20 protein-coding genes are annotated in these 23714 nt (G+C 73.4%); 8 read left to right on the top strand and 12 right to left on the bottom strand.

Annotation, left to right across the window (positions count from 1 at the left end):
- The first annotated feature begins 55 nt into the window (after positions 1–55).
- Both E6R60_RS24985 and E6R60_RS24980 read left to right on the top strand, forming a co-directional pair.
- Positions 56–1270: an MFS transporter gene (locus E6R60_RS24985; protein ID WP_136328886.1), complete on the top strand. Its 1215-nt coding sequence runs from the start codon at positions 56–58 to the stop codon at positions 1268–1270.
- A complete protein-coding gene (locus tag E6R60_RS24980; protein WP_136328885.1) occupies positions 1267–1686 on the top strand; it encodes a DUF2809 domain-containing protein in 420 nt (139 codons plus the stop codon). The genes E6R60_RS24985 and E6R60_RS24980 overlap by 4 nt, the downstream gene beginning before the upstream one ends.
- Here the strand turns inward: E6R60_RS24980 and E6R60_RS24975 are convergent.
- A complete protein-coding gene (locus E6R60_RS24975) occupies positions 1643–1975 on the bottom strand; it encodes a hypothetical protein (RefSeq protein ID WP_136328884.1) in 333 nt (110 codons plus the stop codon). The two genes, E6R60_RS24980 and E6R60_RS24975, sit on opposite strands and share 44 nt — an antisense overlap.
- Before the next feature lie 212 nt (positions 1976–2187).
- On the opposite strand from E6R60_RS24975, the gene E6R60_RS24970 reads away from it, so the two are divergent.
- On the top strand, positions 2188–3501 hold the full coding sequence (locus E6R60_RS24970) for an MFS transporter (protein WP_136328883.1): 1314 nt from the start codon (positions 2188–2190) through the stop codon (positions 3499–3501).
- Positions 3502–3506: 5 nt separating this feature from the next.
- Here E6R60_RS24970 and E6R60_RS24965 read toward each other — a convergent pair whose 3' ends face one another.
- On the bottom strand, positions 3507–4121 hold the full coding sequence (locus tag E6R60_RS24965; protein WP_136328882.1) for a flavin reductase family protein: 615 nt from the start codon (positions 4119–4121) through the stop codon (positions 3507–3509).
- A gap of 147 nt (positions 4122–4268) precedes the next feature.
- Between E6R60_RS24965 and E6R60_RS24960 the strand changes: the two genes are divergently transcribed.
- Positions 4269–5006, top strand: a complete 738-nt coding sequence (locus tag E6R60_RS24960; protein WP_136328881.1) for a phosphatase PAP2 family protein — start codon at positions 4269–4271, stop codon at positions 5004–5006.
- A gap of 95 nt (positions 5007–5101) precedes the next feature.
- On the opposite strand, the gene E6R60_RS24955 is transcribed toward E6R60_RS24960, so the two are convergent.
- Positions 5102–6022 carry a LysR family transcriptional regulator gene (locus E6R60_RS24955; protein ID WP_240802672.1) on the bottom strand — a complete coding sequence of 307 codons (921 nt, stop codon included), beginning with the start codon at positions 6020–6022 and terminating at the stop codon, positions 5102–5104.
- 120 nt (positions 6023–6142) lie between these two features.
- On the opposite strand from E6R60_RS24955, the gene E6R60_RS24950 reads away from it, so the two are divergent.
- Together E6R60_RS24950 and E6R60_RS24945 are read left to right on the top strand one after the other, a co-directional pair.
- Positions 6143–6529 (top strand): VOC family protein, encoded by a 387-nt coding sequence (locus E6R60_RS24950; protein WP_136328880.1) that lies wholly within the window; start codon positions 6143–6145, stop codon positions 6527–6529.
- Positions 6530–6902: 373 nt separating this feature from the next.
- Positions 6903–8009: a serine hydrolase domain-containing protein gene (locus tag E6R60_RS24945; protein ID WP_206309508.1), complete on the top strand. Its 1107-nt coding sequence runs from the start codon at positions 6903–6905 to the stop codon at positions 8007–8009.
- Positions 8010–8318: 309 nt separating this feature from the next.
- On the opposite strand, the gene E6R60_RS24935 is transcribed toward E6R60_RS24945, so the two are convergent.
- From E6R60_RS24935 to E6R60_RS24915, 5 genes are all read right to left on the bottom strand, one after another.
- Positions 8319–9068 (bottom strand): response regulator transcription factor, encoded by a 750-nt coding sequence (locus E6R60_RS24935; protein ID WP_136328878.1) that lies wholly within the window; start codon positions 9066–9068, stop codon positions 8319–8321.
- A 40-nt stretch (positions 9069–9108) separates the two neighbouring features.
- Positions 9109–10470, bottom strand: coding sequence for a histidine kinase (locus E6R60_RS24930; protein WP_240802677.1), 1362 nt, complete (start codon positions 10468–10470; stop codon positions 9109–9111).
- A gap of 272 nt (positions 10471–10742) precedes the next feature.
- Positions 10743–11573, bottom strand: coding sequence for an enoyl-CoA hydratase-related protein (locus E6R60_RS24925; RefSeq protein WP_136328876.1), 831 nt, complete (start codon positions 11571–11573; stop codon positions 10743–10745).
- A 58-nt stretch (positions 11574–11631) separates the two neighbouring features.
- Positions 11632–13860, bottom strand: coding sequence for an acetate--CoA ligase family protein (locus E6R60_RS24920; RefSeq protein WP_136328875.1), 2229 nt, complete (start codon positions 13858–13860; stop codon positions 11632–11634).
- 531 nt (positions 13861–14391) lie between these two features.
- The gene (locus E6R60_RS24915) at positions 14392–15582 is read right to left on the bottom strand and encodes an NAD(P)/FAD-dependent oxidoreductase (RefSeq protein ID WP_136328874.1); all 1191 of its coding nucleotides are present in this window, start codon (positions 15580–15582) and stop codon (positions 14392–14394) included.
- Between the two features lie 182 nt (positions 15583–15764).
- Here E6R60_RS24915 and E6R60_RS24910 point away from each other — a divergent pair, with 182 nt between their 5' ends.
- Both E6R60_RS24910 and E6R60_RS24905 read left to right on the top strand, forming a co-directional pair.
- Positions 15765–16217 (top strand): DoxX family protein, encoded by a 453-nt coding sequence (locus E6R60_RS24910; RefSeq protein ID WP_136328873.1) that lies wholly within the window; start codon positions 15765–15767, stop codon positions 16215–16217.
- A gap of 56 nt (positions 16218–16273) precedes the next feature.
- Positions 16274–16720, top strand: a complete 447-nt coding sequence (locus E6R60_RS24905) for a Zn-ribbon domain-containing OB-fold protein (RefSeq protein ID WP_206309507.1) — start codon at positions 16274–16276, stop codon at positions 16718–16720.
- Between the two features lie 24 nt (positions 16721–16744).
- On the opposite strand, the gene E6R60_RS24900 is transcribed toward E6R60_RS24905, so the two are convergent.
- The 4 genes from E6R60_RS24900 to E6R60_RS24885 all read right to left on the bottom strand — a co-directional run bounded on the left by E6R60_RS24900 (position 16745) and on the right by E6R60_RS24885 (position 23581).
- On the bottom strand, positions 16745–17335 hold the full coding sequence (locus E6R60_RS24900; protein ID WP_136328871.1) for a DUF1707 domain-containing protein: 591 nt from the start codon (positions 17333–17335) through the stop codon (positions 16745–16747).
- A gap of 62 nt (positions 17336–17397) precedes the next feature.
- Positions 17398–19590, bottom strand: a complete 2193-nt coding sequence (locus E6R60_RS24895) for an ATP-binding protein (protein WP_136328870.1) — start codon at positions 19588–19590, stop codon at positions 17398–17400.
- Entirely contained in the window at positions 19587–20375 is a 789-nt protein-coding gene (locus E6R60_RS24890) for a DUF4255 domain-containing protein (RefSeq protein WP_136328869.1), read from the bottom strand. Before E6R60_RS24890 ends, E6R60_RS24895 begins: the two co-directional genes overlap by 4 nt.
- Entirely contained in the window at positions 20372–23581 is a 3210-nt protein-coding gene (locus E6R60_RS24885) for a DUF11 domain-containing protein (RefSeq protein ID WP_168713670.1), read from the bottom strand. Before E6R60_RS24885 ends, E6R60_RS24890 begins: the two co-directional genes overlap by 4 nt.
- Between the last annotated feature and the right edge of the window lie 133 nt (positions 23582–23714).

Genomic DNA, 23714 nt, shown 5'->3' with positions numbered 1-23714 from the left:
GGGAGGGGACGCGCCGTCGTCGCCGCGGCTGCCGCTCGGAGTGGACGCGCCCTCGTTGCCGCGTCTGCCAGTCGGACCGGACCGGCTCTGGAACCGCAACTTCCGGCTCTTCTTCGTCGCGCGGACCGCGGCACTCTTCGGCGACGGCATGATCCCCGTGGCGCTCACCGCGGGGCTGCTGGGCGCCGGGCGGCCGCACTCCTCGGTGGGGTTCGCGCTGGCGGCCTGGATGGGCCCTCTGGCTCTGTTCGTGCTCTTCGGCGGGGTCCTGGCTGACCGTTTCACCCCGCGCCGGATGATGATCATCGCCGATGCGCTGCGGCTGATCGGCGCCTCGGTGCTCGCGGTCTCCTTCGCCACCGGCAACCCTCCGCTGTGGGCGGTGTACGCGCTGAGCGCGGTGGCCGGGGTGGGGGCGGCGCTCTTCCAGCCGGGGGTCGCGTCGACGACGCCCAGGGTGGCGACGGACGTGCAGCGCGCCAACGCCGTGCTGCGGGTGTCCGAGGCGCTGATGACGATGGCGGGCCCGGCCTTCGCGGGTGCGCTCGTCGGGCTGGCGAGCGCCGGGGCGGTCTATGCGGCGAACGCGTCGACGTTCCTCGTGTCCGGTGTCTGCCTCTTCCTGCTGAGGCTCGCCCCCGCCCCGTCGGACGAGGCGCCGCGCGGGACGTTCGTCGCGGAACTGGCAGACGGCTGGCGCGAGTTCAGGGCGCGCAGCTGGCTGTGGGGGGTGATCGCGGTCTGGACGGTGTACGGCTTCACCGTGCTCGGCCCCATGCTCCCGCTGACCGCGGTCGAGGTCACCGAGGCGCACGGTTCGGGGACGTACGGCGCGATGATGGCGGTGAACGGTGCGGGCAGCGTCGCCGGCGGCCTGCTGGCCCTGCGGCTGCGGCCGTACCGCCCGCTGGCGGCGGGGGCCCTCGCCCTGGCCGGGGTGTGCGTGAACCTGGTGGTGCTGGGGCTCGGGCTGCCGGTGGCCGCTCTGGGCGCCGGGCAGTTCGTGGCCGGTGCGGCGTTCGCGTTCTGGCTGGTGATGTGGTCGACGACCGTTCAGACGCACGTGCCGCCGGAGGCGCTGAACCGGCTGCACGCGTACGACGTGGCCGGCTCCCTGCTGATGCTGGCGGCGGGCCGCGCGCTGGCGGGCCCGGTCGCGGACCGGGTGGGCGCCCCGGAAGTGCTGCTCGCCGGTGCGGTGATCAACATGCTGGCGGTGGGGGTGCTGCTGGCGGCCCGGCCGATCCGGCGACTGGAGCGGATCGGGTGAACGGGCGCGGCCGGAATCCCCTCCGCACGCGCGCACTGGCGGTGGTCGCGGCTCTTCTCACCGTCGTCGCCGGGCTCGGGGTGCGTACCGTGGCGGACGGCGCTGTCGCCAAGTACGCGGGGGACGCGCTCTACACCGTCCTGGTCTGCGCCCTCGTCGTCCTGTGCGCACCCCGCGCCCGGCCGCTCGCCGTGGCCGGCTCGGGGCTGGTGATCAGCTGGGCGGTGGAGTTCCTCCAGCTCACCGGTCTGCCCGCCGAACTGTCCGCACACAGCCCGGTGGCGCGCCTGGTGCTCGGCTCGACGTTCAACGCACCCGATCTGCTCTGGTACGCGGTGGGGGCGGCGGCCGCGTGGGCGGCGCACGCGGGGGCTACTTCCGGCGGGCCCGCTCCTCGGACTGCTGCATCTCGATGACCCGCAGGACGTGTGCGGTGGTCTGCCGGCGCACACTGCCCGCGACGAGCAGCGCCGATCCCGCCACCGAGAGGGGCGCGGAGAGCGACAGGAGGATCACCTGCTTGGGCAGGGTGCTGTCCAGTTCGCAGATCGACGAGGCACGGAAGCAGTACAGCGTGTCGTCCTGCTCCCACAGCAGGAAGCCCAGCCACACCCACAACGCACAGGCCGCGAGCAGCAGAAGGGCGCCCCAGCCCTGCATCAGCGCGGACCTGTGATGGAAGTGCTGGCGTTCGGCCCACTGCATGAGAAGCCCCCGGTGACGTGGAGAGAATGGACGCGGGCGAAGCGGCGCGTACGCGAACACCGTGCGCCGCCTGCCCGGCCGTCGATCGACGCGCATCGTACGCGGATACGGGTCGCGGGTCCGGGGGCGGACGGCGGGCATGGCCCGATCCTTGCGAACCGTGTCCCTCGGGCCACTCGTGAGGGAGGGCGCCGGACCGGATGCTGAGGGGCGTGACCCAGACAACCGAACCCGCCGCTCGCGACCACAGCCCGCCAACCGGCCGCCGGGCGCCCCGTCGCCGCGTCCACCGTGCCTGGATCGTCGCCGCCGTCACCTTCGTGACGATCATCGGCGGCGCGGCCTTCAACGCCCTGCCCGGTCTGCTGATCGACCCCCTCCACGCGGAGTTCGACTGGTCACGGGGGGAGATCGGCCTCGCCGTCTCCGTCGACATGGCGTTGTACGGGCTCACCGCACCGTTCGCCGCGGCGCTGATGGACCGGTTCGGCATCCGCCGGGTGGTGGTCGTGGCCCTCAGCGCCGTCGCCGCCGGTGCGCTGGCCAGCGTCTGGATGACCGCCGCCTGGCAGCTGATGATCTATTGGGGGCTGCTCGTCGGCCTCGGTACCGGCGCGATGGCGATGTCCTTCTCCGCGACGGTCACCCACCGCTGGTTCGTCGCGCGCCGCGGCCTGGTCACCGGCATCCTCACCGCGGCCGGCGCCTCGGGCCAGCTCGTCTTCCTGCCCCTGTGCGCCTGGATCGTCGACCGGCACGGCTGGCGGCCGGCCTCGGTGACCGTCGCCCTGGCGGCGCTGGCCGTCGTGCCGTTCGTCTGGTTGCTGATGCGCGACCACCCCGCCGACGTGGGCCTCGCGCCGTACGGAGGCGCGTACGTGGACAAGCCCGCGCCCGCGCGGGGGGCGGCGAGCCGGACCGTACGCGTCCTGTTCGACGCGGCCCGCACCGGACCGTTCTGGCTGCTCGCCGGGTCGTTCGCGATCTGCGGCGCCTCGACCAACGGCCTGATCCGCACCCACTTCGTGCCCTCGGCGCACGACCACCACATGCCCATCACCGCCGCGGCCTCGCTGCTCGCCGTGATCGGCGTCTTCGACATCATCGGAACGGTCTTCTCGGGCTGGCTCACCGACCGCTTCGACGCCCGCCGCCTGCTGGCCGTCTACTACGCGCTGCGCGGCGTCTCGCTGCTGTTCCTGCCGGTCCTGATGGCGCCGTCGGTGCACCCGCCGATGGTCTTCTTCATCGTGTTCTACGGACTCGACTGGGTCGCCACGGTCCCGCCGACGCTGGCCCTGTGCCGGGAGCAGTACGGCGACGACAGTGCGATCGTCTTCGGCTGGGTCCTCGCCTCCCACCAGGTGGGCGCGGCGCTGGTGGCGTTCCTGGGCGGGGTGGCGCGCGACCACTTCGGCTCGTACGACGTGGTCTGGTACGCGGCCGGCGCGCTGTGCGCGATGGCGGCGCTGATGGCCCTCATGATCCGCCGGGCCGGAGTGCCGGTGGCCGTCATCGTGAAGTGAGCCGCTCAGCCGCTGAAACGGCCGAACGTGCCCCGGTGGAAGAGCAGGGGGCCGGGCCCCTCCCCGTCGGCCGCCGCGCCCAGCGCCTCCACCCGCCCGACCACGATCAGATGGTCGCCGCCGGTGTGGACGGCCTGGATACGGCAGTCGGCCCAGGCGGGAACGCCGTCCAGCAGGGGTGAACCGGTGGCGGGGGCGGGGGAGTGGGCCACCCCGGCGAACTTGTCGGCCCCGCTGACGGCGAAGCCCCGGCACAGCGCTCCCTGGTCCGCGCCCAGGATGTTGACGCAGAACGCCCCGGCGCGGGCGATGCGCGGCCAGGTCGCGGACGTGCGGGCGACCATGAACGTGACCAGCGGCGGATCCAGCGAGAGCGAGGCGAACGACTGACAGGCGAAGCCGGCCGGGCCGCCCGGGTCGTCCGGTGCGTGCGCGGTGACGACGGTGACCCCACTCGCGAAGTGCCCCAGCACGCGGCGGAACTCGCCCCGGTCGAGCGGCAGCCGCTCGTCGTCGGCGACGGCCCGCAGGGCGGGGCGCGGCAGCGGATCGACCGGCACCGGGCCGGTGGCCGTCGGAGCGCCGACGGACCGGAGGTAGCGGACGGCGGTTGCGGCCATGCCTGCGTGTCCCATCACTCCTCGATTAGAACTGACGATGCGTCAGATGGGAAGAGCGGGAGCGAGCCGACCCCCGACCTTCGTCAGGGGTCGCCCCCGCCGTTCGGTCCGGGACCTTCGCCTCCCCCGCTCCTAGGTTCGGCTTCCATGAGAAGAGAAACCGGAAGCGGAACCCGGACCGCGCGGCCCCTGCTCGCCTGCGTCGTCCTGGGTGCGGGCACGGCCGCCGTCGCCGGCCTCGCCCCGGGGGGCCTGGGGACGAAACGCGTGGTGGAGGTGAAGGACGGCCTTTCGGCGTCCGCCTACCGATCGGTGACGGGGATGGTGGCCGATGCGCCCTCCTGGGCGGCCTCGCTGCTGGAGGCGGCCTGCGACGCGGCGCTGGTGGTTCTCGGGCTGCTGCTGGCGTGGGTCTGCTGGAGTGCCGTACGCCGGGCGGACACCCGGGTCTCGGCCGGGGCCGTGCTCACCGGCATCGGCACCGTGCTCGCGTACGCGGCCAGCGAGGCCGTGAAGCTCGTCGTCGACGAGGAACGCCCCTGCCGGGTCCTGGTCCGCGAAGCCGCGACGCTCGCCCCCTGCCCGCCGCCCGGTGACTGGTCGTTCCCGAGCAACCACGCCACTCTCGCGGCCGGCCTGGCCGTGGGCCTGGCGCTGCTGCGGCCGCGCCTCGCCGCCGTCGCGCTGCCGTTGGCCGGGGCGGCGGCGCTGCTGCGGGTCATGGTGGGCGCGCACTATCCGCACGACGTGCTGGCCGGCGCGGTGCTCGGCGGGTCGGCCGTCGCCGCCGTGCTGCTCGCGTTCCTGCCCCTCGCCCGGGCGGCGGTGTCAGCGCTCTCACCCACTTACCGGACGCGAAGCGCTGATCTGCCTGACGCTCCCTGAGCTGCGGGCAGGGAACAGCAGATGCGGGCACCCGGTGGAACGCCCCCACCCGGGCCGGGGGCCGACAGTCCGTACCCGCCGGTGGCGCCGGCTCCTCAGCCCTGAGGCGTCGGGTCGGCGCGCTGGGCCCGGGCCGTCTCGACCAGGGTCTCGACGAAGGCGTGCACCTTCGGAGTGCTGTTCGCGGCCGCCCACAAAAGACCGTATTCGACCGGCGGGGCGTCACGGAAAGGCACGTAGACGACGTCAGGACGTGAGTAGTACTGGGCCGCACGGGCGCAGGTGGGCGAGACGCCCTTGCCCGCGCCCACCAGGGCGAGCACTTCCTGCCAGGCCGTGGTGGAAGGGCCGCGCCGGATGAGGCGTCCCTTCGGTGTGCGGCGCGGATAGTGATGGTCGATGAAGTACGGGGGCGGACCTGACACGGTGATCAGGGGAGCGTGTGCCAGGTCTTCCAAGGAAACCGTGTCCCGCTCGGCGAACGGGTGCCCCCGGGGGACCACGAGGGCCCGGGGCTCGGAGAAGAGGACCGGGCCGTTGACGATGTCCGGTTCGTCGATGGGCAGCTCGATCAGCTGGATGTGGTGATTGCCGTCGCGCAGAGGACCGATCGGGTCGAGGAGGGGGGATTCGTGGATGCGAACCGTGCAGTTCGGATGACGGGCGCGGAAGGTGTCGGTCGCGGCCACTACGAGGATGCCGCACCAGGCCGCGGAGTAGGCGACGTCGAGTTCACCGCTGATGCCTCGGCCGGTGGCGGCCGCGGCGGACAGGGCTTCCCTGATCTTCTGGTAGCCGGCGGCGAGGCCCTCTTGCAGCACCTTGCCGGTGGGCGTGAGCTGGACACTGCGGCTCGTCCGTTTGAACAGCTCGGCGCCGATGGCGCGCTCCTGCTTCTTGATGACCTGGCTGACCCGGGCCGGTGTGACGCGCAACCGTTCCGCCGTCCGGCCGAAGTGCAGCTCCTCCGCCAGCACCAGGAAGATCTCTATCTCCCGCAGCTCCACGCTCTCCACCCACCCTGCTTCGTGTACCGCTGAGTTAACCGCCGTTGCACGATGCGTCCTTGATGCCTCCCTTCGTGCTCGTGATGCTTGTCCGTGAGAGCAGCGGCTACGTGGAAGGGAGCTCAGCCTATGAACATTATCGGGTCGGCTGTTTTGCTGACCGTTGACGACCCGGCGTCATCGGCTCGGTTCTTCGTGAGCCATCTGGGGTTCCGAGAAGTGCTGGCTGCCCAAGGGATGACCCACCTCTCCCGTGACGACGCAGCCACCGACCTCGTCCTGCGCAAGAGTGCCGGCCCGGGCGCGCGGCAGAGGAATCCGGCCGCACGGGCGGATGTGGCCGTTTCCTTCACCGTCACCTCCATTCATGCCGAGTACGAGCGCCTGAGGCGGGAAGGGGCGAGGATCACTCTTCCGGTCCGTAAGGAACCCTGGGGGGAATGGGTGCTTCAGCTCACCGACCCCAACGGCGTGGTGGTCCAGCTCGTGGCGTGGATCCCTCCGGCCGGAGCCTGACGCCGGGCACGCACGCCCGAGTGCCCACCGCTCCGCGCACGGCTACGAGCGGCGCGCCCGCCGCCGCTCCAGTCATCAACACATGGCGTGCGAGTCGACTTCCGCGCCGCGAGAAGGAGAGACCTTGGCCTTGTTTGTGATGCCCGCCTTCAGCCGGAGGCCGGAACGGTCATCCGCCGGGACGCGAGGTGAGGCACGGGGAGCGCGCCGGCCGGCTCTCGGGCCCGGCCGATGCCGAGGACCGGCTGGGACGGCGCGCGGCGTACCGGCGAAGCGGAACCGCCCCCTACGGCGATGAACGTGTCCGTGACGGCCCACCTCACGAAGCCGCCCGTCCCGGGCTTTCCCGACAACCCGACAGGAGCACATAAGCATGTCCCGCACATTTTCCGGGCAGGACCGCCCGGCGTTGCAGAAGATCATCGAAGGGATGGTGGAGTCCGGTTTCACCGGGGTGTCCTTGCGCGTGCAAGACGAGACAGGCCACTGGGAAGGCAGCGCCGGGCTGCGCGAGCTGGGCGAGAGCGCCAAGCCGCCGACGGACGGGCACGTCCGGATCGGCAGCAACACCAAGACGTTCACCGCCGCTGTGGTGCTGCGGTTGGTGGCCGAGGGAGCCATCGGGCTGGACGCCCCCGCCGCCGACTGCCTACCCGCCCTCGGCCTGGACCGGAGGATCACCGTGCGCATGCTGCTGCAGCACACCAGCGGGGTCTTCAACTTCACGGGCGAGTACTACGAGGACGGAACGTTCGCGCCGGGAATTCCCGCTACGACCGCAGGCCGGGAATGGGTGGACAACCGCTTCCGGACCTACCGGCCGGAGGACCTCGTACAGCTGGCGCTGTCCAAGCCGGCACGGTTCGAGCCGGGCACGGACTGGAGCTACTCCAATACCAACTACGTCCTTCTCAGGCTCCTGGTCGAGCAGGTCACCGGCACATCGCTCGCCGAGGAGACGGAGCGGCTGGTCCTGGGCCCCCTCGGGCTGACGAACACCTCGATGCCGGACACCGATGCCGACATCGAGGAGCCGTACCCGCACGCCTACTACCGCTACGAGGACGACGCCGGCCGGCAGACGACGGTCGACGTCACCCGGCAGAACCCCTCCTGGATCTCCACCGGGGGCGACATGATCTCGACCCCCCGGGATCTCCACACCTTCATCTCCGCACTGACGGGCGGCAAGCTCCTCCCCGCCCCGCTGCTGGCCGAGATGTGCAAGCCGCACGCCAAAGCCGGCTATGGCCTCGGCGTCTTCGTCCAGGACACCGGAGAGGACGGTGGCAAGGTCATCACCCACAACGGCGGAATGGCGGGCCACGCGGCGCTGATGTACAGCACGCCCGGCGGCGCCAAAACCCTGACCGCAGCGCTCAACTACGTGGATGATGCGGGCATGTCCATGGCCCCGGCCTTCCAGCAGGCGACCCAGGCACTCGTCCAGGAAGTCTTCGCCGGCAGCGGACGGAGGTGACCGCACACCACCTCGGGGAACAGGGATGAACCGCCCGTGACGCCCTCTTCCCTGTCCGGCCCGACTGCGGACACACCGGGCGGCACGGGCCGCGGCAGTCGGCCGTGAAGATGCGGGGGGGGGGGGGGGCGCCGGGGACCCCGGGGGGGGGGGGGGGGGGGGGGGGGGGGGGGGGGGGGGGGGCACGCGGGACCCGGCGGTCGTTCCGCGGCGACGCCGCTTGTCGGCGCCGAAGGCTCAGGCGTCCTTGCCCGATGCCGCACGCTCGCCCAGCCGAGCCCGGTGTCCCGTATGTGAAGCCGCCAGGTGCTACCGCCCGCCAGGGGTACGTCCCCTGCGGGGCGGTAGCACCGGTGGGGCGGGACGAGCCGGCCGGCCGCCGGGGGCGGGTTCCACCGGGGCGACGATTCCTGCCTCGTGGGCGACGACCGCCGCAGCTGCCCGGTTGTCCACGCCCAGCCTGGCCAGGATCGAGCTCACGTGCGCCTTGACCGTCCCCTCGACCAGGCGAAGGCGGCGCGCGATCTGCCCGTTGGACAGTCCGCTGCCGAGGAAGGCCAGCACCTCGCGTTCCCGGGCGGTGAGCATATGGACCCGTTCCCGGGCGGCGGTACGACGGCCGGCCAGGGCGCCCGCGCCCGTGGCCGAGAGATGGGCGACGACCCGGGCCGCGACCTTCGGCGACAGATAGGCGGCGCCTTCGGCCACCGCGCGGACCCCGGCGATCAGTTCCTCGGGCTCCCCCGACTTGATCAGGAATCCGGCGGCGCCGCCTCCGAGTGCCTGGAGGATGTAGTCGTCCTCACCGAAGGTGGTCAGCATCACGACGCCGGTCCCCGGCACGGTGTGCCGGATCTCGGCGGCCGCCTCGATGCCGTTGACGCCGGGCATCCGGATATCGAGCACGGCCACGTCCGGGCGGTGGCGGTGCACCAGTTCCACCGCCTCGTGCCCGTCGCCCGCCTCGGCGACGATCTCGATGCCGGGGTCGGTGGTCAGCACCGCACGGACCCCGGCGCGGATCATCGGCTCGTCGTCGGCCACGAGAACCCTGATCATGAGGAGCAGCCCTTCTCGGTCGTGGGCGCGCAGGGGGAGTTCACGGCGTGAGAGCCTCCTTGGACAGCAGCCGCCCGCCGCGGAAGCAGAGCCGGTACGCGTCCCCGGACCGGTCGTCGAAGCGGTCCGCCGTCATCGCGTAGTACGCACACTTGATCCCCGCCCCCTCGGGTTCGCCGGCCACCGGCCGCTGCGTGGTCTCGCGCTCGGGCAGCATGCGCTCGACCGGACCCCGGTCCTGGCCCACCCGCAGCCGGGCGAAGTCGCTCGGGTCGAGGACGGACTGCCTGGCCGAACGGATGTCCCACGCCATGAGTGCGGCGCTCAGCACCGCCCACGCCACCAGCGGGATCACGGCGGCCACGATCAGAGCCTGACGGACTCGGCCGCGGGCGTGCCGGTGCTCCGGTGGCATGGCCTCCCGGAGGAGCCGGGGCGCGGCGGGTGGGAGACGGTCGGGCGGGGTGTGCGGGAGACTCGCGACAACCGCGAAGCCGTCGTCATACGGGCCGTGGGCGAAGGTGCCGCCCGCCAGCCGTACGCGTTCGTCCAGCCCGATCAGCCCCAGTCCGGTGCCGGGGGCGCCCGGCCGGCCCGCCGGTACGGACGCCGGACCGTTCTCGACCCGGACCGTCGTCTGCCCGTCCGTGTGCGTCAGCCGCACGTCCACCCGCGCGTGCGGGGCGTGCTTGGCGGCGTTGGTCAGGCACTCCTGGACGACGCGGTGGGCGGCCCGTGCGGCCGGCGGGGGCATGGCGCCGGCATCGCCCTCGACGTGGAGGGCGACGGGGAGACCGGCGGCTGCGGCCTCCGCGACGAGCCGCGGGATTCCAGTACCGGGCGGTCCGGGCGGCTCGTCGTCGGCCTCGTCGCGCAAGAGGCCGATCACCTCGCCGAGCCGCTCGACGGAAGCCGCCGCCCGGGCCCTGATCTCCCCGGCCGCGGCCCGGTGCGCCTCGTCCAGGCCGGGGGCGAGTTTGAGGGCCCCCGCGGACAGGGCGATGAGGCTGAGGTCGTGCCCGAGGAGATCGTGCATGTCCTGCGCGATCCGAGCCCGTTCGCGGGAGCGGGCCTGTTCCGCGACGAGCTGCTGCTCGCGCTCCAGCCGCCCCGCCCGCTCCCAGCCGGCCCGTACGAGCTCTTGGTACTGACGCCAGAAGCGGCCCGCGAACCACGGCAGCATCGCGGCCACCACGACCACCGCGACGAACCGGCCCGCGAACAGCAGCCACCAGGGCACCAGCGCCACCGCCACCACCCCGCCGGCCACGACGGCGACGAGCACGAGGAGGGTGGGACCGGTCCTGCCCGGCTCCCGGCCGGCGAGGAAGGCGGTCACGGCGGCGGGCAGCGCCCACCACAGACTGACCGTGCTCAGCGCGGCGCACGCGGCGGCGGCCACGGCCAGCAGGTCCCCCGGCGCGACGGCCCGCCGGACCGCGCCGCTGATCGACGTTCTCTCCACCCGGTCGACGGTACGCATCGTGGCGCCCCACCGACACTGCCGAAAGTCGGGGATGCGGACGCCGCATGCGGTGGACGGCCTGGGCGGCTCCCGCGCTCCGGCGCCGTGGTGGCGCGCCGGTGCAGCGCCTCCGCGGCGATCCGGTGCCCCTCGCGACAGGCTTTGCCGCGTCGTGCGTGCCAGGCGTCGCCGAGCAGGCGGGACAGCCCTTAGACCCCGCGGTACTTCGGCACCCGCCGCCCGACAAAGCTCGCCACGCCCTCGTTGCCGTCCCGCGTGGTCATGTTGATCTCCTGGGCCATGGCCTCGGCGGCGAACGCGGTGGCCCGGCCGTCGTCCATCGACTCGTTGACGAGCTGCTTGGTCAGGGCGATCGCCCGGGTAGGCCCCTCGGCCAGGCGCTGGGCCCAGGTCCGTGCCGTCTCCGCCAACTCGTCGTCCGGGACCGTCCGGTTGACCAGGCCCAGGCGTTCCGCGTCCGCGGCCGGGAGCGCGTCGCCGAAGAACATCAGCTCCTTGGCGCGGTGCGGGCCGATGAGGCGCGGCAGCAGGTAGGCGCCGCCGCCGTCCGGTACGAGCCCGCGGCGCACGAACACCTCGATGAACTTCGCCGACTCCGCCGCCAGCACCAGGTCGCACGCGAACGCGAGGTGCGCGCCGATTCCGGCCGCCGTGCCGTTGACCGCCGCGAGGACGGGCTTCTCGCAGTCCAGGACCGCGGCGATCAGGCGCTGTGCGCCGAGCCGGATCGTGCGGGCCACGTCGCCCGGCACCCGGTCGCCGGTCGCCGGGGCGCCGCGCAGGTCCGCTCCGGCGCAGAAGCCTCGGCCGGTGGCGGTGAGGACGACGGCCCGGACGGCCGGGTCGGCGGAGGCTTCGCCGAGCAGCGCGATGATGCGTTCGCGCTGGTCCCGGGTGACCGCGTTCATCGCGTCGGGGCGGTTGAGAGTGATCCAGGAGACCCCGTTGTCCGTGGCGTGGAGTATCAATGGCTCAGGCGATCCGCACGGGTCGGCGATGTCTTCGGGGGAGGACGGCATGAGGCAGCTCCTGGGCAGGTGGCAGGTGCGAAGGCGGTCGGGGCGACGGGGTCGGTGGTCAGCGGCAGACGGCGAGCGCGTCCAGGGCCACCGCGCCCTGTCCGCGGCTCAGCACCATCAGCGGATTGATGTCGAGTTCGCAGAGGTCGTCGCCGAGTTCCAGGGCCATCCGCTGCACGCGCAGGACGACTTCGACGAGCGCGTCCACATCCACCGGCAGGCCGCCCCGCACTCCTTCCAGCAGCGCCCGGCCGCGCAGTTCGCCGAGCATCGCCCGCGCCTGGTCCTCGCCGAACGGCGGCACCCGCACCGCCGCGTCGTGCAGCACCTCGACGAGTACGCCACCGAGGCCCACCGTCACCGTCGGCCCGAACAGGGCGTCCTGCGTCACGCCGACCATCATCTCGACGCCCCGCTCCACCATCTGGCAGACCAGGATGCCGTCCAGCTCGACGCCCTCGTAGCGCGCGATGTCCGTGAGCTCCCGGTAGGCGTCCCGCACCTGGCTGGCCGAGGTGAGCCCGACCTTGACCAGCCCCAGCTCCGTCTTGTGCGCCAGCCGCGCCCCGGACGCCTTCATGACGACGGGATAGCCCACGAGCCCCGCCGCCCGGACGGCCGCCGCGGCGCTGGTCACCAACTGCTCGCGCGGCACCCGGATCCCGTACGCCCGCAGCAGCTGCTTCGCCGCGTGCTCGCTCAGCTGGTGTCCCGGGCGCATCAGCGCCTGCGCCTTGCGGAACGAGGGGGACGGGGTGCGCGGCGCCTCGTCGAACGGGGAACGGTAGGAGGCGGCGAACCGGTGGTGGTCGAGGTAGGCCTTCACCGCGGTGATGCAGTTGCCGAACGTACGGAAGGTGGCGACCCGGGACGAGCCGAGCAGCGTCGTGCGGTAGGCGTCCTCGGTGCCGACCGGCGATCCCCAGACCACGCACACCAGCTTGTCCGTGGCCTCCGCCGCGTCCACGAGGTCCTGCGCGAGCTTGTCGCTCATCGGCGGGAAGGGGCCGGTGATCGGACAGATCAGCACCCCCACCTCCGGGTCGGCGAGGATCGCGTCGATGATCTTCCGGCCGCGCCAGTCGCCGACCGGGTGGCCGCCGTTGTCGACCGGGTTGGCCACGTTCAGGTACGCGGGTATCCAGGTGTGCAGCTCGGCCTGCTTCTCCTCGGACAGCACCGGCAGGGAGAGCCCGGCCCCGGTCGCCAGGTCGGAGAAGTGCGCGCCCGTGCCCCCGGAGATCGAATACACCACGACACCGTCGGCCATCGGCTTGCGGGCCCGGGCCAGGAGGGCGGCGGTGTCCTGGAGTTCGTCGAGGCCGTCCACCCGGATCACGCCGAACTGCCGCATCGCCGCATCGACGACCTGGTCGGTGCCGGTCAGCTTGCCGGTGTGCGACGCGGCCATCCTGGCCCCCGTCTCCGTACGCCCCACCTTCACCGCCACCACCGGGACACCGGCGCGGGCGGCCCGGTCGGCGGCGAGCAGGAAGGAGCGCCCGTCCTTGAGCCCTTCGACGTAGCAGGCGATGGCCCCGACCTCGGGGCGCTGGGAGAAGTACGCGATGAAGTCGGCGGTCTCCAGATCCGCCTCGTTGCCCGTGGGAGCCCAGTGCGAGAGCCGCACGCCGAGTTCCTGGAGCGTGTAGACGGGGCGCCCCTGGTGGCCGGACTGGGTGATCAACGCGATCGCCGGCCCGTCCAGGTCGTCGCGGAACTCCTCGAAGGCGTTGAGGTTGGTGTTCGGCCCCAGCAGCCGCAGCCCCGACCGCTCCACGGTGGCGGCCAGCCGGGCCTGCGCGGCCGCGCCCTCCGCCCCGGTCTCCGCGAAGCCGGAGGCGAACGCGACGGCGAACTTCACCTTGGCCTGCGCGAGCTCCTCGATGACGGGGAGCGGGTTGCCGACCAGCAGTACCGCCAGGTCCACCTGCTCCGGCAGCGCGGCGACGGAAGGAGAGCACGGCCGCCCGAAGACGGACTCCCGCGTGGGGTGCACCGGATACAGCCGCGCCCCGACCCGCTCCGCCCAGGCGATCAGCTGACGGGTGATCCCCGTATTGGGCCGTCCCTCGGTGTCGGACGCGCCGATGACGGCGACGGACGCCGGCCGGAAGAACCGGTCCAGATCCGGCACGGGCGCGTGCAGCGGCCGTCCGCTGACGTCGAGGTCGCCCTCCGCGGCGGCGGCCGCCATGCTGTGGACGGCGGCATGAGGCTCCTCGCCGCAGGCCACCACCCGGGCGCGGAAGTCGGTGGTGAGGGTGCCGTGAGTCGATCCAAGCATCGTTCCGCCCACTCCTGCTCGAAAGTCCGTCGGCACGCGGGGTGCCCGGCCGGCGTCCGCAGAGACCTGACGCACTGTCAGGTTACTGAACTGACGCTCCGTCAGGAATAACCGTGCAGGCAAAGGCTGGACCGCGCGATCATCGGGGGCCCCGAACCCGGTCGACCCCACCCCGGAGCGGCCCCGCACGGCGCAGGACGGCCGAGCGGCCCGGGGCCGTGCAGGGGAGCCCCCGCAGGGCGCCGAACAGACACCCTGGCCCTTCGCGTACCGGCGGAACGTTCGGCGACCGAGGAGACGCCCCGGAGGGATCCGGGTCCCGACCGAGGAGACGCCCCGGGTCACCCCCCACGGGTGCGCACACGACAGGGCCACCCCTTCCAGCCCGCCCGGCGATTGAGGGCGGCCCACACCGGGCGCCCGGCACCAGCAGCGCCCCGCGCCCGAGCGCCCGGCGTCCGAGCGCCCGGCACCCGAACGCCACCAGCAGCGCCCCGCATTAATTGTCGTCCCGGACTCAGGCCCCCCGGCTCAGGCGCCCCCGCCCACCCGCTTCGCGATCTTCCGCGCGTCCAGCGCCATCTCGCGCAGCATGCCGCTGATGGGGTTGGTGAAGCCGGTGAAGTACAGCCCGGGCGCCTGCTTCGGCGTACGCCCGCCGTGCACCACCGGCCGGCCCCGCGCGTCCAGCACCCCGAGGTGGCCGACCAGCGGCTCCAGGGCCCGGAGATAGCCGGTCGCGGCGATCACCGCGTCCGGGGTGAGCCGGGTCCCGTCCGCCAGCACCACCGCGTCCCCGTCGAACGACTCGACGGCCGCCACCGGCGCCACCCGGCCGCCCTTCACCGCATCGATCAGCCCCACGTCCTGGACCGGGATCGCGCCCTCCTTGACCCGGGAGTACAGACCCGTGTCCGGCCGGGGCAGACCGTGTGCGACGAGGTCGGGCACGGCGATGCGGGCCATCAGACCGCCGGCCCGGTCGACGAGCGCGACGGGCAGCCGGCGCACCAGGATGCCGGTCGCCTGCGCGGGCCAGCCCGCCGTGGAGCGGCGCACGATGTGCGGAGGGGTACGCACCGCGAGCCGTACGCGGGACGCCCCGCCCTCCACCAGGTCGACGGCGATCTCCGCGCCCGTGTTGCCGACGCCCACGACGAGGACGTCCTTGCCCGCGTACGGGGCCGGGTTGCGGTAGTCGGAGGCGTGCAGCAGCTCGCCGGTGAAGGTGTCGCGCCCGGGCCAGTCGGGGATGCGCGGGGTGTGGTTGTAGCCGGTGGCCACGACGACGGCACGGCCGGTCAGTTCGCGCCCTCCGGTGGCGGTCAGCCGCCACCCCGTGCCGTCCGCGGCCGGGTCTACCCGGGAGACCTCGACGCCCGTCACCACTTCCAGTTCGTGGTGCTCGGCGTACTTCTCCAGGTAGCGGACCACGTCGTCCCGGGAGACCCAGCGGCCGAACCTGCGGGGCATGGGCAGACCGGGGAGGGCGGACCAGCGCCGGGTGGTGTGCAGGTGCAGCCGGTCGTAGTGGCGCCGCCAGGACGCGCCGACGTCCCCGGACTTCTCCAGGACGACGGCGCGGACACCCTGCTCGCGCAGGGCCGCGGCGGCGGCGAGCCCGCCCGGGCCGCCGCCGATGACATAGACGGGGCGGTCCTCGGTGATGTCGGTGGGGACCGGGGGGTTACTTCTACCGGAGGCAGACGTGCTGTCGGACATGGTTCGGAGCGTAATCGGGCACCCCCTTGATGGGTCTCGGTCAAGACCGGAATCGATTGCGAATTGATCACGGGTGTACGGGTGTACGAGCGCGCGGTGCGCGCCCCTTGCGCGGCCCACCTCCCATCAGGTGAACTGACGTACCGTCAGATATGGCGGACGGCCGCGATCGGGAGGGTGCCATGCGGACGATCTGGCTCGACGGAGCACAGTGGCTCGCCGTGCTCCGCATCGGCCTCGGCCTGTGGTGGCTGGAGAGCTGGCGCCACAAGGACAGGAAGGGCTGGTTCGAGCGCGGCACCGGCATCGCGTGGGCGGCGGACGTCGCGGGCAAGCACCGCTGGCCGGCGGTCCGGACCGGTTTCGAAAGGATCGTCGCGCCGCGCCCGAGGACGATGGCCTACCTCGTCGTGTACGCGGAACTGGCCCTCGGCCTCGGCCTGGTGACCGGCTTCCTGACCCCGGTCGCCCTCGTCGCGGGTCTCCTGCTCAACCTGCTCTACCTGGTCCTGATGATCCACGACTGGGCCGAGCAGGGGCAGAACGCGATGATGGCGCTCATCTCGGTCGTCGCCCTGTTCACCATGTCCTGGCAGACCTGGTCCCTCGACGACGCGATCGGACTGTTCCTGTGACGACTGGTCTCGGGACGAGTGGCCCTGCGACGACCGGCCCTGTGACGACCGGCCCTGTGACGACACCAGCTCCCGCCCCGGCCCCCGCCTCGGCTCCCGCCGCGTCCTCCCGCTACGACCTCCCCGAACCCGACGCCTTCACGCGCCGCTACTGGGACGCCGCAGCCGAGGGACACCTGCTGCTGCGCCGCTGCCGCGCCTGCGGCCGGGCGCACCACTATCCGCGCGAGTTCTGCCCGCATTGCTGGAGCGAGGACGTGCACTGGGAGCGGGCGAGCGGGCGGGCCACGCTCTACACCTGGTCCGTCGTCCACCGCAACGACCTGCCACCGTTCGGCGGCCGCGTTCCGTACGTCGCCGCCGTGGTCGACCTGGTAGAGGGGCCGCGGATGATGACGGAGGTCGTGGAGTGCGAGGAGTCCGCGCTCACCATCGGAATGGAGCTGCGGGTGACGTTCCGGCAGGACGAGGGGTACGAAGCAGTACCGGTGTTCAGACCCTGAGCACCAACGAGGTCCAGGCGACGCTCACCGCGACGACTCCTTGCGCTGCTTGCGGCGTTCCCGGAGGTTCGCGTGGCGGATGACCACACCGCCCGCCCCGCACGACCCCGTCACCCGGAGCACCGGCGTGCCCGGCAGCCGTTCGCCCGAGGTCTTGTCCTTCAGGCCGCCGAAGCCGAGGTCCAGCGCGTCCGTGTCCGCCTTCCAGCCCGCCGGAAGCACCAGCACCACCCCGGCCATCTGCGCGTCGACCTCGACCTCGACCTCCCGCAGCCGGCACTCGGCCTGCGTGAAGTCGAGGCGCACGCCGCCCATGCCGCCGTACGCGACCACGCGCGGCGGCACCTTCCACCGGCCCGTTCGCTGAGCGCCGTGGATGCCGCCCTTCAGCGTCAGGGGCTCCTCCGAACCGAACACGGCCGGACCCAGGTCCTCGGTGAGCGGGGCGAGTTCGGCGTGGGTCTTGGCCGTGAGCGCCTGGCCCAGGCGCTCGTCCAGCTCGCAGAGATCGATGCGGCCCTCGGCCGCCGCCTCCCGCAGCTGTTCCACGACCGCTTCGCGGTCGGCGTCGGAGGCGCGCATACGGCCGGCGGGTCGCGAGGGCTCTGCAGTCATGCGTCAGATGATACGGACGCCGCAACGCGAGGCCAGGACTCGTGCGCCTCCGGCCGGCCCGGTCAGCTCCCGCGCCGGGACCGCTCCAGCCACGGTCCGAACTCGCTGTCCAGGACGAGCCGTCCGAGCTTGCGGTACTCGGCGAGCACGGCGGAGACGAGCTGTTCCGTGTCCAGGGGGCGCCCCGACTCCGCCGCCTGGTACGCGGCGGTGACCGTGCAGGCGCGGATGGACCCTCCCGTGAGCTCGAACCGTTCCGCACAGGTCCGCAGGTCGAGGCCGGGCGCGCGGGGGATCTCCGTGCCCAGGCAGCGTTCCCACAGGGCCAGCCGCTGCTCCGCGTCCGGTACGGGGAAGTCGGCGACCACGTCGAGGCGGCGGGTGAACGCCTCGTCGAGGTTGGCCCGCAGATTGGTGGTGAGCACGGCGATGCCGTCGAAGGACTCGATCCGCTGGAGGAGATAGGCCGATTCCACGTTGGCGTGCCGGTCCTGCGCGTCCTTGACCTGCGAGCGCTTCCCGAAGACGGCGTCCGCCTCGTCGAAGAGCAGCACCGCGTTGACGTCGGACGCCTCGACGAAGATCCTCTCCAGGTTCTTCTCGGTCTCCCCGATGTACTTGTCCACCACGGAGGACAGGTCCACGACGTAGAGCTCCATGCCGAGGTCGGCCGCGACGACCTCCGCCGACATGGTCTTCCCGGTGCCGGACTCCCCGGCGAACAGCGCGACGATGCCCCGGCCCCGGCCGCCGCCCGGCCGCATCCGCCACCGGCCGAGCACCTGCTCCCGGTGGCGGGCGCGCAGCGCGAGGTCGGAGAGCTGCTGACGGGTCGACGGGGGCAGCACGAGGTCGTCCCAGCCGACGGCGGGCTCGATGCGGCGGGCGAGCCGTGCCAGGCCCGCCCCGTTCTGGGCCCGGACAGCGGTCCGCAGGTCCCGGGCCTCCACCGGCCGCCCCTCGAGCCCGGCCAGCCGGGTGGCGACGGCGGCGGCCCGGCGGATCTGGCCGGAGTCGAGCCGGTAGGCGCGGATGGCGTCGGCGAGCCGCGCGTCGGCCGCCGCGCTCCCGCCGGCGAGGCCCCCCGGATCACCGGCGGCCAGGTCTTCCGGAGCACCGGCGGCGATGCCCTCCGGCGCGCCGGCCCCGGCGAGCGCCCGGCGCCACCGCCGTGCCGTGTCCGCCGGGTCCTCGGGCAGGACGTGGACCGTCACCGGGCTCTCGCCCGCCCACAACGGGTCCCAGTGCTTCTTCCCGTACATGATCAGCGGGGAACCGCCGCCGACCGCCTCGCAGAGCCCGTCGATCAGGCGGGCGCCCTTGAGCTGCTCGGGGACGAGCGCTTCCAGCGGGCCGACGACGAGACCGCCGCCGGCCAGCCGTGCCTCGGTCGCCAGGATCCGCGCGGTCCGCACCGGCTCCGGGGCGGCGGCCAGGGCCGCGACGTCCACCACCAGCGGGCGGAGCCCCGACGCGAGGAGCGCGTCGGCGGCGAGCCTGCCGGGGTCGCCGCCCCGGTCCAGCAGGTGCACCAGGCCGCTGCCGGTACCCAGCGCCGCCGCGACCCGCAGCGTCGTGGGGCACGGGTCCGGAACCTCCTGCGGCCCGGCCGTCAGCCGGACGAGGCCGTGCAGCCGCCCGTCCACGCCGTCGTCGCCGAGCAGATGGGCCGTGACCCGGTCCGGTACGCGCAATACCCGGGAGAGCAGGGGGCGCTCGCCCTCCAGCACCTCGACCAGGCCGGCCGCCACCAGCGGGGCGGACGGCGAGAAGCGGAAGCGGCCGGGGCCCGCGGCGGGCAGTCCGCACAGTTCGAGGGCCAGGCCGATCGTGGCCCTGCGCCGGGTGAGGTCGTCGTTGAGATAGCCGTACAGCCGCTCGAACCGGGCGTCGATGTCCGGGGCCATCGCGACGAGCAGGAGGTCGACGTCCGGCGCGACCAGCCCGAACCGCTCCGCGAGGGCGGCGATCCGGCCCCCCGGCGGGGCGTCGGAGCCGTGGCCCGGGACGGAACCGTACGCCGGGACCGGGCGGAACGCGTCGCGGGAATCCAGGATCAGCTCGGCCGCGGCGGGGGTGAGGTACTGCCCCCGGTACGGGTCGTTGGGATCCGGGTCGGTCTCCTGGCGCAGCGCGACCGCGTGCCGTACCCGCCGCTCGATGCGGCCCAGCCGCTCCCAGAGGTCCTCGACGTCCGTCGCCGGTGCGCCGGCCGGTTCGCGGTGAGCGGCCGGGGTCTCGTACGCCGTGGTCACCGGGCCGGACCTCCACGCCTGCGCCGGGCCGACGGGAGCCGCTGGTCACGCTCCGCGCCGACGCCCGGCCCGCGGGCCTCCGAGGCCGCGTCGTCCCGCAGCCGCTGCCCCGGCGGGAGCTGCCGTTCGCGTGCCGCGGCGAAGCCCTCCCCGCGGACCTCCGAGGCCGCGTCGTAGCGCAGCCGCCGGCCCGCTTCCGTGGCCTCGCCGTCGCGTCCGGGGACCGTCCGCACCAACAGGCCCTCGGTGACCGGCGGCCCGACGGGCGTCACCTCGCCGGCCAGCGGCGCCCACACCCGCAGGTCGATCGCCGCCTTCAGCTCGCCGCCGAGCGCGGACCACACGTCCACGGTGGACGGACGGTCCCCGGAACCCGCGGACGCCGCCTCCATCTCCACCGTCATCCCCAGCGCGGCCAGGCTGCCGGTGAGCATCCGGGCGGGCAGGACGTCCGTGTGGATCAGGCAGCGCAACACCTCCGAGAGCAGGCGGTGTTCATCCTGCGGCCGGTTGGTCCACGCGGTCAGCAGATAGGTCAGCTCGAACCAGCGCGGTGGTGTCCGCCGCCCCGTGACCACGCCCTCCTCGTCGTACTCGTCGGTCGTGCCGCTGCGGCGGCGGGTGGCGTCCTCGCGGATGCCGTAGAGGAAGACGCTGACCGTGGGAGCGTTGCGCCGTGCGGACCAGTCCCGGGTCGGGGCGTCGAAGACCAGGTCCACGCCGCTCTCCTCGAGGCCGGCGTCGACGAGCAGCAGCCGCAGTCCTTCGTCGACTTCGTGGATCACCTGCGCCCCACCTCGTCCGGCGGGACGATGGTGCCGGTGACCACCAGGAACGGGGTGGTGACCGGGCTGAAGCCGGGCCCCGACGCGGAGATGGTGCGCGGGCCCGTCCGGTCCTTCACCAGGATCAGCAGCTGGGCGATGAACGTGCCGTCACCGCCCGGCCGGGTGGGCAGCGCGGTCGCGGTGATTCCGGGCTTCCAGGCGAGCTTCACCGGCGCGCCGGGCGGGAAGTCCTTGCCGCGCACCGAGGTGACGAAGCCGGGCTTGCCGACCGCGGGCACCGAGATGATGCGGGGCTGGAGGATGCGCAGCGGGATCCGGGAGACGTTGTCACCTCGGTCGGCGTCCGTGCCGGTCGTCGTCAGCCTTCCGGTGACGGACGTCCGCAGGGCGTGGTCCGGGGCGAGGACCACGCGCAGGACCGAGGAGGCGCCCGGCGCCAGGTCGGGGAGCGCGCACACCCCGGCGGCGCAGCCGGGCGGGAGGGTGGCCACCGGGATGCCGGCGGGCAGCCCGAGCCGGAGCCGCAGGCCGGTGGCGAGCGCGTTCTTCCCGTTGCGCACGGTGTATGTCACGACGACCCGTCCGCCGACGTACCCGGGGCTGGGCTGGGCGCGCACGGCGACGCCGGGGCCCGCCTCGGGCTCGGGCGGCAGCGGGGCGGGCGGCCGCGCGGGCGGCGCCGGGGCCGGCGGCGGGGGAGAGGTGTGCGGCGGGGCGGGGTGGGGGGCGGAGGGCGTCGGGTCGGGCAGGCTGGGCACGGCCCGGACCCGGACGCCCGTCCCGCCGGCGTTGTCCGTGGGGTTCGGGTCGACGACGGCTCCGGTGACCGACCAGCCGATCTGCCAGGGCCCCGCCGTGACGCCGGTCAGCCGTGCGGTGACCTTCACTGCGTCGCCCGGCCGCAGGACGCCCAGGGCGCAGCTCGGCGAACCGATGCCGCAGGAACCGGCTTCGGTGGTGAGTTCCTCCAGGCGGACACCCGGCGGGGTGTCCGCGATGAACGTGGTGCCCGGTGAGGGGGCGGGACCGCGGTTGGTGACGGTGACCGTCACCGACGTGGACGAGCCGGTCTCCACCGAGGAGCCGGCGGGCGGCGCGGTCAGCGTCAGGTCGACCTGCTGCTGGAAGGCGGGCTCCTTCTGGCGGCCGGGCAGCTTCGCGGTCAACGGGGTCAGGGTGCCCGTGGCGAGGTCGAGCGCGGACAGCTGCTCGGGGGAGTTCGGCGCGATGTCCCGGCGGGAGCTCAGCACCAGCCGCCCGCCGTCCGGCGACCAGGCCACGTCGCGGGGCTGGTAGGGGCCGGTCGCCGACACGTCCGGGATCTCCGCGCCGCACGCGGCGGCGTCGTCGCGCCGGTCGGACGGCAGGACGACCCGGCAGCCGCGGCCGTCCGGCGAGGTGACGACGACGCTCGCCCGGTGGTTGATCTGGTCGGCGCGGTCCTTGCGGTTGAAGGCGATCGCCGAGCCGTCGGGGGAGAAGGCGGGGCTGTCGTCGATCACCTTGCACTCGCCGGGGCAGCCGGTGCGGCTGAGGTCCTGCTGCAGGGCGAGGTTCCTCACCGGGGCGGTCCATACGTGCTTGATCCCGCCGAGGCCCCGGATCATCTGGTTGCGGGTGAAGGCGAGCATGGTGCCGTCCGAGGACCAGGCGGGCTGGGCGTCGCCGCCGGCCACCTCCCCGGCGGGCGGGACGACCCTGCCGATGATCTTCCGCGTGGCGACGTCGGCGACGAGCACCCGGCTGGTCCGCGTCCCCCCGTCACCCACGGGTGACGTCCGCGTGAACGCCAGCTTGGTGCCGTCCGGGGAGAAGGAGGGGTCGGTGTCCCAGTCGCCGGCGCCCCGTTCCTCCAGATCCATGGCGGCCGGGTTCCTCCCGTCGGCGTCGGCCAGCCAGATCCGCTGGATCCGCACGCCGTTCACGGTCTCGAAGCGCGTCACGGCGATGCGCCGGCCGTCGGGGGTGTAGGTCTGCCGCTCGGTCCAGGGGTCGTAGCCGGCCGCCGGGTGGAACAGCGGGTCGACGGCGGGGTCGTCACTCGTGTTCGACCAGGCCCTCGGGTCCTCGCGCAGCACGTCGATCCTGAGATCGCGGGGGTCCGAACCGTCCTGCCGCATGTCCTGGAGCGTGACGAGGTCGGGCTCCTTGGTGGTCCTGTGGGTGACGACCACGTTCCAGGTGTTCCCCTGCTGGATCACGGCAGGCGACTGCACCTGACGGTCCTCGGAGAGCTTCATCACCGGAACGGGGTTGTCGAGGGAGCCGGCTCGGTACACGTGGTCGTAGACGGAGCATCCGCAGTCCGTGTTGGGGCTGAGGAAGACGAGATCGCTCCCGTCCGGCGCCCAGGCCGCCGAGCGGCTGCCCCAGCCGGCGAACGCGCCGGTCAGCAGGGGGCGGCCGGTCCCGGGGCCCCGGGTGATCCGCAGCCGGTGCCCGGTGTCCGTGTCCGACTCCGGGGTCCGGCGCAGGGTGTACACGATGAGTTGCCGGTGGTCGGCGTCGTCCACAGGGTTCCACTCAGGCTCGCTCGCGTCGCCCTCGGTGGCATCGCTGACGCAGGTCACCGCCCCGCCCGACACGTCCCGCGTGTAGATCTGCGTGCCGCGTTCCGGGCCGCCGTCGCTTGCGTACGCGATCCGGGCGCCGTCCGGCGAGAGCGTCGGGTGGGTCTCGTTGGCGGGCGAGTTCGTCAGCCGTCGCAGTCCGGAGCCGTTGACGCCCACCGACCAGAGGTCGCGCTGGGCCGGCGAACCGGGTCTCCTTTCGGCGGAGTCGAAGACCACGGTCCGCCCGTCGGCGGAGAGTTCGGGGTGCGCGGCGTCCCGGCCGATGGTGAGCCTGCGCACGGTGCCGTCCGCGCCGCGCACGTACACCTGGGGCTTCACCTCGTCGCGGAGGCTGGTGAAGACCAGGACGTCACCGCGCCCGAAGGCGTCCTGGTCGTAGTGCGCCGGACCCGTCTCGAACAGGTCCCTGGACGTCGTCACGGAGGTGCGCAGCCCGAGGCTGCGATGCCCGCTGCCCGCGAAGGCGATCCGTCCGGTGTCCGCCGGCGCCGCGTCCGAGGCGGCGACGGCTTCCGTCGCGCCCAGCGGGGCGGATACGGAACCCGCCACCAGCAGGGGCGTCAGCAGCACCGCGACCCCGATCAGCCGGCGCGACCGGGTACGGCGTTCCGGGCCAGCAGGACCGCCCACGGTCCACCTCACAGTCTGGTCGATGGTTCTCCACCCTCAGCTTCGTGTGCACGGGGGTGCGTGGACAGGGGCCCGAGTACCCGGAGCGGGGGAAGACCTGGTGCCCTTTGCGGCCCCCGGACCGCTCCCCGCG

It is taken from the genome of Streptomyces sp. A0642 (assembly GCF_004795105.1).
In the GTDB taxonomy this organism is placed as follows: Bacteria; Actinomycetota; Actinomycetes; order Streptomycetales; family Streptomycetaceae; genus Streptomyces.
This window is presented reverse-complemented; position numbering and strand designations above follow the sequence as displayed.